Source organism: Caulobacter sp. Root655 (assembly GCF_001427665.1).
Lineage (GTDB): Bacteria > Pseudomonadota > Alphaproteobacteria > Caulobacterales > Caulobacteraceae > Caulobacter.
Genome location: NZ_LMHC01000022.1, coordinates 141,025 through 154,636, shown reverse-complemented (window position 1 = coordinate 154,636; position 13,612 = coordinate 141,025). Strand labels below are relative to the sequence as shown.

Sequence of the window (13,612 nt, the reverse complement as noted above, 5' to 3'; positions counted from 1 at the left end):
TAGCGAAGCGAAGACTCGGGAGACCGCGCGAAAGCGCATTCGTTTGGTCCTGCGGTGACGGCGGTGGGCGAGTGGCTGGACGAACGAGGTTCCGAGGCCGCCGCGTGCCTCGACCTGAAGCGTGACCGCTAGGTCCCGATCAGGAAGCTCGTCCAGTCGATCTTGCCCGCGGCGACCCAGGCCATCGGCAGGCCGCTGGGTCCGATGCTGGCGGGATTGAGCGCCCCCTGGATCGCGTTGGTCGCCGCGAAGGCCAGTCCCCCCGGATATTGCGGCCAGTCGCGCATGCGCAGCAGCGTGGAGCCCAGCACGGTCAGCACCGGATCGCCAGGCGTGATGGTGAACTGGCTATAGGCGAAGGCGAGCGGCGACATGGCGTCGGCCCCGGCCTTGAGGGTCCAATAGGATATGGGCGCGATCCCGGCCGTCGCGACCAACCCGTAACCAGCCTTCGAGAAGGCCTGGATCAGCAATGATGCGGGATTCGGCTTGGCCAGCTGGACGGCGAACGAGGCGGGCAGGGCGAAATAGTAGGTGTTGGACAGGCCGTCGAACACCTTCAGGTCAGTGGCGCCGGTACGCACCAGATAGCGGCGTGGGTTCGAAGGGATCGGGTCGCTGCTGTTGTTGATCGTCCAGCCCTTCACGGCGGTGACGGTCGGATCGGTTCCGAGCGGATAGCCCGCCTCGTCGAAGACCGGGGCCAGCGTCGGCAGGCCCTCCGGGGTCAGATAGGCGGCGTCGGACGCGGGCAGGGTGAACAGCGGCACGCCCTGGGCCAGAGCCACGCCCGCATCGGTCAGCAGCACGCCCAGCAGGTTGGCGTTGGTGAAATCCGCGCCCTGGAGCTGCGCGCCCTGGAGCGACAACGGCTGGCGGCTGGCGCCGAGCCCGATCTGGCAGCCGCGGAATACGGCCTGGACCAGCACCGAGCCGCTGAAATCGCATCCGGACAGGAACGCCTGGGTGAAGTCGGTCGAGGCGCACAGGGCCTGCGACAGGTACGCACCCTCGAGGTCGGCGTGGTCGAGCGTCGCGCCGCTGCCGTACCAGCGCACGCCGCGCAGGTCCGCGCCCGACAGTCCCGCGCCTGGCGCCTTGGTGCTCAGGCACAAGGCTCCCGCCAAAGTCGCCGGCGTCATGTCGGCCGCGGCGAGGAACACCTGGATGCCGGCGCTGGTGACGATCAGCACATAGGGGCCGCGAGGGTCGTCGATCTCCCATCGCTCGCCGCGCGTGATCACCATGATCGGGGCCTGGGGGGATAGGGTGACGCCTTGCTTGGTGAAGGCCGCGATCACCGCCGCATTGGGATAGGCGTTGCCGTCCAGGTCCTTGGCCAGGGATGAGGCGATCTCGAACAGGAAGGCGCGCGCGCCCAGTTGGGCCTGGCCCAGATCGGCGCCCGACAGGTCGGCGTTGGTGAAGTTCGCGCTCTGGCCGCGCACGTTGCGCATGGACGCCCGGCGGAAGACACCGCCCAGCGCGACGACGTTGCTCAGATCGGCGCCGTCGAGCATCGCGCTGGTCAGATCTGTGCGCACCAGCACCGCTCGCCCGGCCTTGGCCTTGCCGAGCTGCCAGCCGGTCAGGTCGGCGTCGGTGAAATCGCCTTCGGTGAGGATCGCCTCGGTGCAGTCCAGCTTGTCCTTTTGTCCGCCCAGGATCGCGCCCGCCGCATGGCATTGGGCGAGGACCAGTCCCTTGGCGCTGAGCGGCGCGCCCCAGGATGGCGCGGCGAGGGTGGCGCGCGTCATGTCGGCGGAATCCAGGCGGGAGCCGTCGAAGCGCACGCCGCTGAGGTCGGCGCCGACGAAGGTCGCGCCGGTCAGGGCGCACCCCGTCAGGGTCGCGCCGACCAGGCTGGCGTCGTCGAAATGCGCGCCGGTCAGGTCGACCTTGGGCAAGTTGGCGCCGTCCAGGCGCACATGGGTGAGGTCCACGCCCCGTCCGCTGCCCGCCGCCACGAGATCGGCCACCGAGGGGGTGATGAGGGTCGGCGCGAAGCTGGTGGTGGCGTCGTCGAGATTGGTGGTCAGGACCGGCTCGGTCAGGTCGGGATAGTAGCCCACGGGGAGATAGCCGTTGGGCGTCTTGATCTCCCAGCCTTGGCCGAGCGGCGAGCCGGCCAGCCTCAGCGGCGCGGCTTGGGCGATATCCGCGACGAGCACCAGATAGCCCAGCGGACTGAGCGCGATCCACATTAGGTTCTTGAGCTGAAGCTGGAAGCCGCCTTCGGGGAGCGCGTAGGCGATGCAGGGAAAGGCCGCGGCCTCGCCCTTGCCGGTCATCATCGGCAGATAGGTGGTCTCATTGCCGTCACGGCGCGTGACGACGTTGAGCCATGCCGTGCGCGCGCCCGTGCTGGCATAGGCGATCTTGCCCGCGAACTGGGGCCGATCAGCGGCCTTCGCCGTCATGTCGGCTTGTACTGCACCTGGGATTTGATCGAGACAAAGCCCTGCTGGACGCTGAGCTCGGCCTTGTCGAACAGGAACTGGAAGCCGCTCATGATTGGTAGGGGCACCCCTTTCTTGCCCATCGCCGCCACCGTCTGGCTGTAGTTGGGATCGCCCACCGTCCCCCAGATCATCGCCATCTGGTCGCCTGGGAAATTGGGGATGGTCGAGCTGATGAAGGTCGCTCGCGAGTTCACCTTGGCGAAGCCGAACTGCATCGTCTGGGCCGGGCCGGCGATGCCCAGGGCAAGATCGGTCAGGATGTCGGTGCGGGTGACGTTGAAGGTGAGCGTCGGCTGGGGTTGGGTGGGGGTCAGGATCGTCAGCACCATTTGGATGGTGCTGTCATCGACCATGCCCATTGCCGAAACGCCGCGTTCGATCGTCGCGAAATTGGTCGAGTCGACGCCGAGCGCCGCCAGGTCGGCCTCCACCGCTTGCAGGGTGACGTAGTAGTTGCCGACCATGGAGCTGTTGAGGATGTCCCACACGTTCACGGGCACTTGTGGCTTGAGCGCGTCGATATTGGCCTGGTTGAACAGCCAGACCTGCTGGAAATGGCTGGTCGGCGCGATCTGCGGCTTGATGTCGGCCTGCATGCTGAAGGCGATATAGGGTCTCAGGGCGCTGATGAACTGCGCGTAGGTCTTGACCTTGAGCGCGTCGGGATCGGGGATCGTGCCCGGCGTGGCGACCGAGTTGAGCAGGCCCGCCTGGTGGAAGGCCCATTGCAGCGCATTGATCTCGTAGTCCGAGACATAGGTCTGCAGGTAGTGGGCGGCGGTGGGCGCCGGAATCGGCGGGATCGGCAGGGTCGGCGGGGGCGCGCCCTGATAGAAGGTCCCCTTGTAGCTGACGCGTCCGGTGATGCCGACCGAGATGCCGCTGTTCGACGGGAAGGTCAGTCCGGAGTCGCCGAGGCCCCACTCGAAGACGATGCCGTTGCCGAGATCGCCGCTGGACGGGATTGACTTGAGCAGCGCCGGCACCACGGTGTTGATCGCCGAGCCGAAATCGATCGTCGAGATGCTCTTTGCGGTCGCGTCGCTGACCTGCGAGGTGAAGCAGCCGGAATCCTCGTTCTGGATGACGCTGCCGCCCGGGATATTGGGCGTGACATTGGTTGAGGTCGCGCTGCTCGAAACCGTGGTGATCGTCCAGCTGTTGGTCGACTGCTGATACTGGAACGCGGTCGTCACCTGGACTGCCAGATTGCCGATCTTCGGCGAATAGTTGTAGACCTTGTCCTTGTAGTCGCGGCTGTGGCACGAGGGGAATTCGCCCCCCGTGTAGCAGGTCCAGGCGTGATAGCTCTCGGTCCAGGTATAGTCGGCGGTAAAGTTGCCGGCGTTGAGCGTGAGCGCGAACTGGCTGCCCGACGGCGTTCCGCTCGCGAGCTGGGCGACGCCCTGGTAGGCCGGCGTGAAGCCTTTCAGCTTGCCGTTTGTCAGCCGGATATTGATATTCGAGTAGGTGGCGGTGTAGCCGAAGCCGATCGTGAAGAAATCGGCGACCTTTGGCGCGTTGTTGGGCGGCTGCATGCTCGCCAACGCCGACACCAGGTGGTTGGCGACCAGTGTCCGGGCGAAAAAATCGATACCGACCTGGCCGATGGAAAGCGTCATCGCCTGCATGTCGAGGTTCCCCTTTCCTTTGATCAGGCCGGGACGGCGTAGACTTGGAGGCCGTCGCCCGAGCGGTAGACATGGTAGATCGTCGTCTGGTCCTTGACCTGCCAGGCGCCGTTCGGATCGTCGACGGTGATGAACGCCTGCTTGGACAGCGTGATCTTGTGCTCGGCGAAGGCGTCCGCCACGACGCCGATGTTGAGCTCGTTGAACTTAAGCTGCAGGGTCAGCGACAGGGTGAACAGTGGCGGCGTCGGGATCCAGTGGCCGACGCCCGGTTGCGGCGTATCCCAGGGCGAGGTCAGCGTCTCGTAGGTCAGGCCGTAGAGGTTTCGCCAGACGTCGACCGTGATCTTGCCGGCCACGATGTTCTGCGGCTCGCGGGTCACCGAAGGATCGGGCGACCGCGAGCAGAAGCTGCCGTCGGGCGCGTAGATGTCGAGGAAATAGTCGGTGGTCTTGGAGCCATCCCCCCAGTGGGACAGGACATAGATGTAGCCCTGCGCTTCAACCGCCATGTCCAGGAAGGTGACGGCGCCGACACGCGGCGCCTTCAAGGGGAAGAACGACAGCGCCAGGGAGACCAGCGCTTGGGTGGGGTCGGCGCTCGAGCGCTCGATCTTCCAGGCCAGGAAGCTGGCCTGGTCGACCACCATCCAGCGGGAGCCGGCGGTGAGCACTTGGATATCGGCCTTGATGAGCCGCTGGCTGACGGTCAGGAGGCCGTCGGTCAGCCGGACATCCCAGGCGAAGCCGCGCGGATCGGTGATGGTCCAGTTCTCACCCGGCGTGACCACGGCGATCTGCGCGCTCTGCTTGGGATCGTCCATGAACTCGGGGTCGTAGGCCAGGATCACCCCGGCGGCCCCCAGGGCGGCGATCAACGGGTCCTTCTCCGGTGCGAAGCGGTGCGCATCGAGTTGCGGGATGAAGTCGGCCGGCAGCGAGAACAGGTAACCTGAGTTGTTGGCCACGATCGCCTGGGCCAGGGCGTCGGGCACGCGCAGCTTGTCCAGGTCGGCGGCGATCGCGGCGAGCGGGACCTGGAAGATCGATGGGCTGGGCGTGAAGCTCTGGATCGGGTTGCCCTTGATGTCGAACGCCTGGACCCGAAGGTTCTCGCTCTCCAGCACCAGGATCCGTCCGTCGGGGGCGACCGTCATGGCCTTGGGCCCGCGAACCAGCCCCTGGCGGATGCCCAGGCCCGAGACCAGCAGGGCGGTGGGCGCCTCGGCGTCGGGCGATCCCTTGTCGGGGATCGGCAGGATCATCAGCTTGGAATCCTTGAACGACGCGGCGAGCACAATGTTGCTGGGGTGCACCGCCAGCGCGTCCAGATTGGCCAGCGGGAACCGGCCCCAGCTCAGCAAGCCAGGCTTGCCCAGGCCGAAATCGCCGATCACGCCGTCCAGCGTCACGCGGCGCAGGTTCATCACGCTCTGGCGCGGATCAAGGATGAAGTTGGTCTGGTCGATCTGGTTCTGGGCGTTGTACGAGGGCGCGTAGGCCAGGCCGGGGCGGTTGACCAGGCCGATGTCCGACTTCTTGAGCCGCGAGCCGGGCTCGGCCAGCACCGACAGGTTCTGCATCACGAACAACTGCTCGTTCGACGGCGGCGCCGAAGCGTCGTTGGGCGGCAGGTTCTGTCCCGAGGCGCGCCAGGCATAGCCCACCTGGAAGGCGCTGTTGTTGATCGTGATCGAGACGAGGTCGCACAGCGACTTTGGCGCGGCGCAGTTGAGGCTGGTGAGCGTCACGGCGGGCGGGGCGCCGGCCTTCCAGGCGAACCCGCCATCGGCGGCGGCGATGCGTTCCTTGAACACATATTGGGTGTCGGGCGCGAGCGGAACCAGGTTCTCTTTGATTGCGTGCTTGCCAAGCTCGAGCGTCGTGCCCTGGTTGGGCGTGGCGACGATCCAGTCGCTCTGCCAGGATCCGGCGAGCCAGCCGCTGTTGCTGTAGACGCCCGCCAGGATGCGGAACTCGCCGCCCGCCGGCACGTCGACAAAGCGCAGCGGCAGCGGCGTCTTGTCCGTCGTGTCGGGGAAGACGCCCATGAGCTGGCGGGTGGTGCCGCCCTTGTATTCCAGCGTGACGACGTACTTCTGGGCCAGGGCGGGCCAAACCGCGGTGGTGGGGTCGCCGACCTCGCCGTGCTTGGGGTCGGGCAGCAGGATCAGCGAGACGTCGATCGCCCGGGTCACCGTGGCGGTGATGCAGGCTGGCGACGACAGCACCTCGCCGGTGGTGATGGCCATCATCTCGAAGTCCATCAGCGTCGCCGCCGCGCGGAACACCCAGCCCACGGGGCCGAAGGCGTTGGAGATCGCGCCCGCCGCGACCTGGGCGGCGAGCCACTTGCCTAGCGTCTCCATGCCTTTCTGGACGACGATGCTGAGCACCACGTCCGCGAAGCCGAACAGCACCTTCTTGGTATTGCCCAAGGCCGCGGCGGTCGGCACGCCGCCCCCGACGACGGCGAAGGCGATGGCCAGCGCCGCAGCGCGAAGGTCCTTGTCGTTAACGATCTTGTTGAAGGTCGAGGTGCTGGTGATTGCCTTGCCGGCGATCAGGAACACGACGGGGACCCCGTACTGCCACAGCCCGGTCAGCAACGCGCCGCTGGTGCTGACATCCTCGTCCCAGTTGCTGGTGCCCAGGCTGCCGAAATAGAGCTTGGCGCTTGTCGCCTGTGCCATGTCGAACCCAAGCTCGGTCGGGTCGGTCGGCACCGGGATGCCCAGGATCGTGTTGGTCGCCGAGATCGAGGTGATCGAGGTCTTCTTGCCGATCGGCGCGCCCTTGTCGTCCAGCAGCTGATAGGCCGTGTAGAGCGTGCGCAGGTAACTGTTGTAGGCGTCGATCGAGAACTTGTTCTTGTCGTCGATCTTGATCGAATGCTGGTCGACCGAGACGCCGTGGTGATTGGTCTGCTCGTTGACCACCCACTTGAAGGTCGGCGCGCCGCCCTCGACCGCGGCCTCGAGCGTCGAGGGCGGGGTGTCGACCTGCTTGGCCAGGGACGCGGTGCCGCTGTTGGGAGCCCAGGTCTTGTTGGCCAGCGTCATGTCGTTGGAGGCCGAGCGGTTCGCGCCGCCCACGGCCGGGCCAAGCTGGTCGGCGACGCCGTCGTCCAGCCCGTAGGTGAAGAGCGGCTGTCCTGCCTTGAACCCGCCGTCGTCGGGCTCCAGATCGTAGCCGGCGCTTAGCGGCGCGCCGTGCTGGTCGGTGCAGCGGATCACCGGGGCCCAGTCGTCCCCCGCGGCCGTGATCGCGGCGGCCAGGACCTGCATCGCGTTGTACTGGTCCGGATCGATGTCGGGATCAGGCAGGATGTGGTCGTGCAGCAGCGTCGCCGCGGTGCTGGGCTGGATGTTGTTGAGATTGGGATGGTGCGACACCAGCAGCGCGGAGGTGTCCAGGGTGGTCACCAGGAACTGCGAGGCCACCAGCAGATCGGTCGTCTGGTCGTGATCGTCGCCCAGCCCGCTCAGGCCCAGGGCGGCGAGCTTGGCGCTGCAGGCGCGAGGACGACGGCGCACGCCCGCGCGGTGCAGCGAGCGTACGCGGTGCAGCGGCTGGGCGTAGAATTGGAGCTGGCGCTTCCAATAGGCCCGCAGCGCCGGCTCCGGGATGAGCAGGGCCATCGCCACGACCTTGGGCAGGTGGACGCCCTCTTCCTCGGGCTGCACGACGTGGAGGTGCGCGACCGTGTCCGTGTCGAGGTGAAGCGCCGCGATGTCGCCGAAATGGGTGAAGCTGGCATGCGCCTGGGGCGTCAGCGCCCCTAGCGCGATGTTGCTTTGAGTAGCCTGCAGCAGGCTGGAGTCGTTATGGCTCTGAAGAGGGTAGCTCTTGCCGTGCACCCTTAACTCGAGACGATCGGTCTTCTTCAAGTGCCGCAGATCGACATGAATCCGTTTCATCGGGCGCTCCATCACTCGCACGCAGTCAGGCGCGTAAACCAGCGATCCGCTCCTATGCGCGGACAAATCCGATCCGGCCCTGCTTCTTTGGCTTCCCTAGCTAAGCCGCATAAACGCAAGTTTTGGAAGTAGTTTGATCCAATGCGCGCATAAGTATTATCCCGCCGCCGTGGCGGAGCGACCAAGATCGAAGCGTGAAAGGAATCGCCGGCCATCCGACTGCGCGACTCGGCGCCGGCCGCGTAGGTGAACCTTGGCAAGCGGGTTGGACGTAAGGCCGCAAAATGAATTTGTTCAATCGTAAATTGTGAAAAGGCATGCCACCCGAATATGGGGTGCTTAGGCGCTCCTTCGACTTCGTTGTCCTCGCCGCGAGAGCAGTCGTCAGTCTCCGCGTCCTGACCGGAGAGAAGTCAGCAACCTTGGGGACTAAACCGCGGCCCTCGATAACGGCGACAAGGCGGCCGTGACTTCTGCGGCTGAAGAACGACGAGTTTGCTGTGGCTACGGGACGCACAGCCTCAGACGAACCAAGGTCGCTTTGATCTACAAGAAGGCGGGCAACCTGCGAGCCTGCCAACTTTTCCTCGGGCGCCGGAAGCTGGAAAGCACGGTTCGATATCTCGGCATCGAGGTCGACGACGCCCTTGAGATGTCTGAGGCGATCGATTTGTAGGTCCCGTTCGCCCCAGAACAGCGCTTCAGTAGAGGGCGATCATTGGGTGCGTCTGCTCGGCGAGACTGCGCAGTTGCCCTCAATTTAAGCCTTGGCCAACGCGCTGGCCGCCTTGCCGTCATACTGGCCGCCGAAGCTAGTCTTCAGGTGGGCCATGATCGCCCCGACGTTGGCGCCGGGGTTCTTGGCCCGGAAGTCGTTGATGGCCTCGCGCAGTTCCGTTTCCGTCATTTGCTTTGGGCCATACGAGGACAGGATCGCCAGTTCGATTTCAGCCGCCCTGGTCCGCTCATCCACCTTCGACGCATCGCCACCGGCTTCGATCAGACGCGCGCGTTCGGTCGCGAGGTTTTCCAGCGTCAGCTTCGTGTTCTTCAAGAACTTCGCGACGGTTGCGACAACCTTTTCGTCAGTGACTTCCGTCACGCCGCGCTTGAATTCTTCGGTCGTGATCTGCGTAGCTTCGCCGATCAATGTGGTGAGCACGTTAGCCTTAAGACGGTCGCTCAGCTTGCGCGCTGTTAGTTGGTCAGTTTTGAGCTCGTCGAGCAAAGCCATGTCGTCGTCCTTTCAGTTCACTCTATTCGATAGTGCTGTAGTGGATGGTGGCCGCAGCTCTTCAAGAGCGCGGGCGAGGCGTAAGTCACGAGGAGTTATCCCAGTTAAATCCCCGCCCCGTTAGCGCAACGATCTTATATATCTCGGATAAAGCAGGGGCCCATGGCTGAACGCATTTCGCTGCCAGCCCTCTTGCGCAACGAGGTCGCGCCGGAAAGCACGGGCTTAGGCATTTCCGCACATGACCCTTCTGCGGTGAGCGAGCTGAAAGACAGGTGTCCAACGTCAACTTCCTGGAAGCACGTCAGGGGCGGCTTCTGGCGCACGCCTGACTCGCCGCCAGCGGCGCGACAACTTATTGGACGTGCCTGGGCAAGATGGAGATGAGCGCGGCTCCTAGCGTGGGTGAAACGATCGGGAGCGCGGTTCAAGATGGCATCTGTCCAACGGTCCGAGCGGCTCAAGGCCCAGCCTGCTGTTCCGAGCTCTGGACAGACCTTGAACCGAAGTGCGCCCTCCGCGGCGGCGTGGTCATTTAGCATCAATGGTCAGGCAAGCGCGGGCCAATGGCGCGACACGATGAAGCGATTGGGCTTCCTGGTGAGCGGCCCTCCAGACGTCGAGCCCCAAGCTGCTTCGGTGCTGTGCCTTACGTCGCCGCTCGGTGTAGAATTCATTCTCATCGACGCGGAGAACCAGTTGATTTCCGGTAGGGCCAGCTTGGAGCCGCGCGCCACGTGGATGGCCACCTTGCTAGGCGGCCGGGCAAGCCTTGCCACGGGTCAACGGGACGAGGCCATGTCACCCGGCGACATCGCCTATGGATCTGGCGATCAAGCCGTCGCGGTCAAGCTGAAGGCACGGTGTCGATTGATGTTCGTTCGCGCGCCGCAGGTCGTCACCGACCACCAAGCGGACATCACAGGTGATGTGCGCGTCAGCTATCTGGCCACGGCGGCGGGCAGTGTCCGCATCCTGTCGGGCCTGTTGCGAGCGACGGGCCACGTCTTGCAAGATCTGACCGCCCGACAACTCAGGCCCGTTGAGTTGGCGTTGACCGAGTTCTTCACCCTCTGGACCGTCGAGCGCGAGGGTCATGACCTGGAGAGCCGCGCCCATCTTCGCCGGTTACGTCAGGCGATTGAAAGCCAGATGCCCGATCCCAGACTTTCGTTACGCCGGCTTGCCGACAGCGAAGGGGTCACAGCCCGTTACGTGCAGAAACTGTTCGGGGCGAATGGCGAGACATTCAGCGGCTATTTGCGCATGAGACGGCTTGAACGCTGCCGCCTGGACCTGACGAGTCCACAGCACGCCATGCGCTCGATCCCGGAGATCTACAACCGCTGGGGCTTCAAGGGGGCGACCCAATTTAGCCGGGCCTTCTGCCGGCGCTTTGGCGCCTCTCCTCGTCAGGTGCGTCGCCAGGCCAGGGTTGATCTCTAGACGCCCGTACTCCCTTGCCGGGCGCCGTCATTCGGCGGCGCTCAGCGACGGTGCGCTAACGGGTTGGCGCCCAGTGCGATCGCCCGTCGGCTGGGCGCTCGCGCAGGGCGTCGGCGGCCGCAGCAGGAGGGCGGTGACCACCACTGTCAGGGCCAGCAGGCCCGCGAAGATCAGGAACACCGGAACGAAGCTGCCAGTATTGTCGGCGCTCCAACCGGCCACCAGCGGGCCGAGGACGGCGAAAGTCGTCGCCATCGTGGCCATCGCCACCATGTCGCCGGCGATGGCCCCGCCGAAATAGCGCAACAGCAGCACGTGGGCGCTGAGCCAGGACAGGCCCCAGCCGACGCCGAACAGCAGAGCGGCGACATAGGCCCAGCCTGGCACGACGCTGAACGAGAGCAGGACCATGGCCGCAGCCTGCAAGGCCAGGCCCCAGACCAGGAGCGGCTTCGGATTGACCTTCTCGCTCAAGGCGCCGGTCACGCCCTTGGTCAAGGTGGCCATCAAGGCCAGCAGGCTCATGGCCAGCGCGCCGGGGGTCGGGCCATGGCCGAGGCTAGCGACATGGGCGACGAGCGAGGAGTGCATGGTGGTGACGACGGTCTGAACGATCATCATGGCCAGGGCCAGCAGAAGGAAGGATCGGCTCATCAGCGCCTGGCGCACGGTCCACGGGGCGACCTCGGTGTTGGCGGCCGTCTCCGCCATGCCCGCGTTCTTCACGTCGGAAACGGCGGTGACGGGAACGGCTTCCTTGATCGTCGCCAAGCTGATGAGACCGACCACGAAGGCGGCAATCGACATCACCGTCCAGTGCACTCGCCAGCTGCCGGTGGTGGAGACGATGGCGCCGACCACCAGGGGGCCGACCACGCCGCCAAAGGCGCCCGCCATGAAATAGAAGCCGATCATCCGCGACGAGGTCTTGGGAAACCAGGTGGCCAGCAGGTACACCGCCGGCGAGGGCGCGATCAGCGAGAAGCCCACGCCCATGAAGGTGGTGGCGACGAAGAACACCAGAATGCTATGCACCGTGGCAGCCAGCAGAAAGCCCGCACCCAGCACCACGCCGCCGAGGAACATAGTCAGGCGCGTTCCGATCCACTTCATCATCATTGGAGCCAGGGGACTGCTCAGCCCGCAGGCCAGGCCCAGGAATGAGAAGCTCATGCCGGCGGCGGCCTGCGACCAGCCGAGATCGGCCACCATCGTGTAGAGCACGTAGCCCAGCGAGGTGAACGTCGTTGCCGTGACGAAGAAGAAGCCCAGCGAGGCCGCGATCATGATCAAGATGCCGCGCGACATGCTTCCACTCCTTGCCCACCGCCGCTGCCGCGTCCGGGCGCCTCCACGGCCATGGGCCGCATGAGAGGGTGTCGAACGTGACAAGGCGCGCCTTTTTCAGCGTCCCAAAGGTGCGCTCGCTGCGATGCTCAGGCTTGACGCTTCGCGCCTCATCGCTTGACGATCGGCGAAGCAGTTGGCGGCCTTCGAGGCCGTCAGAGGACGGGCCAAACCTGCCGATCGGGGAGGCCCGCGCGGGCGATCAGGGCCTTGGCGGCGACCTGAACCTCGGCATAGAGGCGGTGTTCGTCCACGGTGGTGACGCGGTAGTCCTCGACCACCCTGCGCCCATCGACCCAGACGCTGTGCACGCCGCGCCCGTCGGCCGACCAGACCAACTGGGCGACGACGTTGAGCAGCGGCCGCCACTCGGGCCGATCGGTGTCGTGCATGACCAGGTCGGCCTTCTTGCCGACCTCCAGCGAGCCGATCCGGTCGCTCATCTGAAGCGTGCTGGCGGCGTTGACGGTGGCCATTTCCAGGATCGTGGACGGCGGGAACAGACGATTGTCCTGGCGCGCGTCGCGAAACAGGCCAGCCGCTAGGCTCATGCAGCGGATCAGGTCGCCGCTGACCCCAGCGTCGGTGCCCAAAGTGAGGTTGACGCCGCTGGCCGCCATCTCGGGAAACAGGCCGATCGCCGTGACGCCATAGCCGCCCTTGAGCGCCGCCATCGGACAGTGCGCGACACTGGCGCCGCTCGCCGCCAACAGCGCGACTTCGCGCGCGTCCAGGTGCGCCGCGTGGGTCAGGCTGACATTGGACCCGAGCACGCCCAGGTCAGCCAGATGCTCGACGGGCCGGCGTCCGGTGTGGGCCAGGTACCACTCCGCATCAAGGGCCGAGGGGCTCATGTGGGCCGATACGCCCAGGCCATGCTGGTCGGCCAGCTGCTTGGCGAAACGCCATGTGGTGTCGGTGTTGGTCTGGTGGCCGACCAGGCTGGGCCAGGCGGCGATCAGGGTGTCGTCGCGCAAGGGGTGGCGGACGATCTCGTCCTGGAGGGTGCGAAGGGCCCGGTCGGTCAGGGCGGTCTGGTCGTCGGCGGGGTCGAAGGCGCGATCCATCACCCATTCCGAGATCAGCCCCCGGATACCGGTCTGGCGCAGGCTGTCGGCGACCTCGTCCAGGGCCAGGATGGTTCCAGCCTCCAGGAAGCAGGTCGTGCCGCTGCGCAGCATCTCCACCGCCGCCATCTGGGCGGCCAGGCGCTGGTCGTCCGGAGTCTGGGCCTGGTGCAGCCTGGTCGCCCAACCGAACACGACCTCCATGAAGTCGAGATCCTCGGGGATGAAGCCGCGGATCAGCGGGTCGCCGGTGACGTGGACATGAGTGTTGATCAGGCCGGGTGTGACGACGAACCCGCGCCCGTCCACGGTTTGGCGGGCCTCCACCTGAGCGGCGATCGTCTCACGCTTGCCGATGGCGACGATGCGGTCGCCGAGGATCGCCACCGCCCCGTCGCCGATCACGCGACGCTCGGCGTCCATCGTGACGATCAAGGCGCCGGAGATCAGCGTATCGACGGCCTGGCGCGGCAGGGGCTCGGTCATGGACGTCTCTGCGCGACGA

7 protein-coding genes and 1 pseudogene are annotated in these 13,612 nt (G+C 65.7%); 2 read left to right on the top strand and 6 right to left on the bottom strand.

The window, feature by feature from the left end:
* Positions 1-128: 128 nt before the first annotated feature.
* The 3 genes from ASD79_RS14525 to ASD79_RS14515 are packed head-to-tail and all read right to left on the bottom strand — an operon-like array spanning position 129 to position 8,013.
* A complete protein-coding gene (locus ASD79_RS14525; RefSeq protein ID WP_056722838.1) occupies positions 129-2,420 on the bottom strand; it encodes a pentapeptide repeat-containing protein in 2,292 nt (763 codons plus the stop codon).
* Positions 2,417-4,093, bottom strand: coding sequence for a hypothetical protein (locus tag ASD79_RS14520; RefSeq protein WP_056722836.1), 1,677 nt, complete (start codon positions 4,091-4,093; stop codon positions 2,417-2,419). Before ASD79_RS14520 ends, ASD79_RS14525 begins: the two co-directional genes overlap by 4 nt.
* A 23-nt stretch (positions 4,094-4,116) precedes the next feature.
* Positions 4,117-8,013, bottom strand: a complete 3,897-nt coding sequence (locus ASD79_RS14515; protein WP_156400511.1) for a hypothetical protein — start codon at positions 8,011-8,013, stop codon at positions 4,117-4,119.
* A 505-nt stretch (positions 8,014-8,518) separates the two neighbouring features.
* Between ASD79_RS14515 and ASD79_RS14510 the strand changes: the two are divergent.
* Positions 8,519-8,689: pseudogene (locus ASD79_RS14510) on the top strand (integrase); the annotation flags it as partial.
* Positions 8,690-8,773: 84 nt separating this feature from the next.
* On the opposite strand, the gene ASD79_RS14505 reads toward ASD79_RS14510, so the two are convergent.
* Positions 8,774-9,247, bottom strand: a complete 474-nt coding sequence (locus ASD79_RS14505) for a GatB/YqeY domain-containing protein (protein WP_082584948.1) — start codon at positions 9,245-9,247, stop codon at positions 8,774-8,776.
* 498 nt (positions 9,248-9,745) lie between these two features.
* Between ASD79_RS14505 and ASD79_RS14500 the strand changes: the two genes are divergently transcribed.
* Positions 9,746-10,693 (top strand): helix-turn-helix domain-containing protein, encoded by a 948-nt coding sequence (locus ASD79_RS14500; RefSeq protein ID WP_235524455.1) that lies wholly within the window; start codon positions 9,746-9,748, stop codon positions 10,691-10,693.
* Between the two features lie 27 nt (positions 10,694-10,720).
* Here ASD79_RS14500 and ASD79_RS14495 read toward each other — a convergent pair whose 3' ends face one another.
* Positions 10,721-12,001 (bottom strand): CynX/NimT family MFS transporter, encoded by a 1,281-nt coding sequence (locus ASD79_RS14495; protein ID WP_056722825.1) that lies wholly within the window; start codon positions 11,999-12,001, stop codon positions 10,721-10,723.
* Between the two features lie 194 nt (positions 12,002-12,195).
* Positions 12,196-13,593 (bottom strand): amidohydrolase family protein, encoded by a 1,398-nt coding sequence (locus ASD79_RS14490; RefSeq protein ID WP_056722823.1) that lies wholly within the window; start codon positions 13,591-13,593, stop codon positions 12,196-12,198.
* Between the last annotated feature and the right edge of the window lie 19 nt (positions 13,594-13,612).

Bases quoted from the DNA above. Each gene is read 5' to 3' on its own strand.
- ASD79_RS14495 (WP_056722825.1), bottom strand. From the start codon at position 12,001: ATGTCGCGCGGCATCTTGATCATGATCGCGGCCTCGCTGGGCTTCTTC.
- ASD79_RS14520 (WP_056722836.1), bottom strand. From the start codon at position 4,093: ATGCAGGCGATGACGCTTTCCATCGGCCAGGTCGGTATCGATTTTTTC.
- ASD79_RS14505 (WP_082584948.1), bottom strand. From the start codon at position 9,247: ATGGCTTTGCTCGACGAGCTCAAAACTGACCAACTAACAGCGCGCAAG.
- ASD79_RS14515 (WP_156400511.1), bottom strand. From the start codon at position 8,013: ATGAAACGGATTCATGTCGATCTGCGGCACTTGAAGAAGACCGATCGT.
- ASD79_RS14525 (WP_056722838.1), bottom strand. From the start codon at position 2,420: ATGACGGCGAAGGCCGCTGATCGGCCCCAGTTCGCGGGCAAGATCGCC.
- ASD79_RS14490 (WP_056722823.1), bottom strand. From the start codon at position 13,593: ATGACCGAGCCCCTGCCGCGCCAGGCCGTCGATACGCTGATCTCCGGC.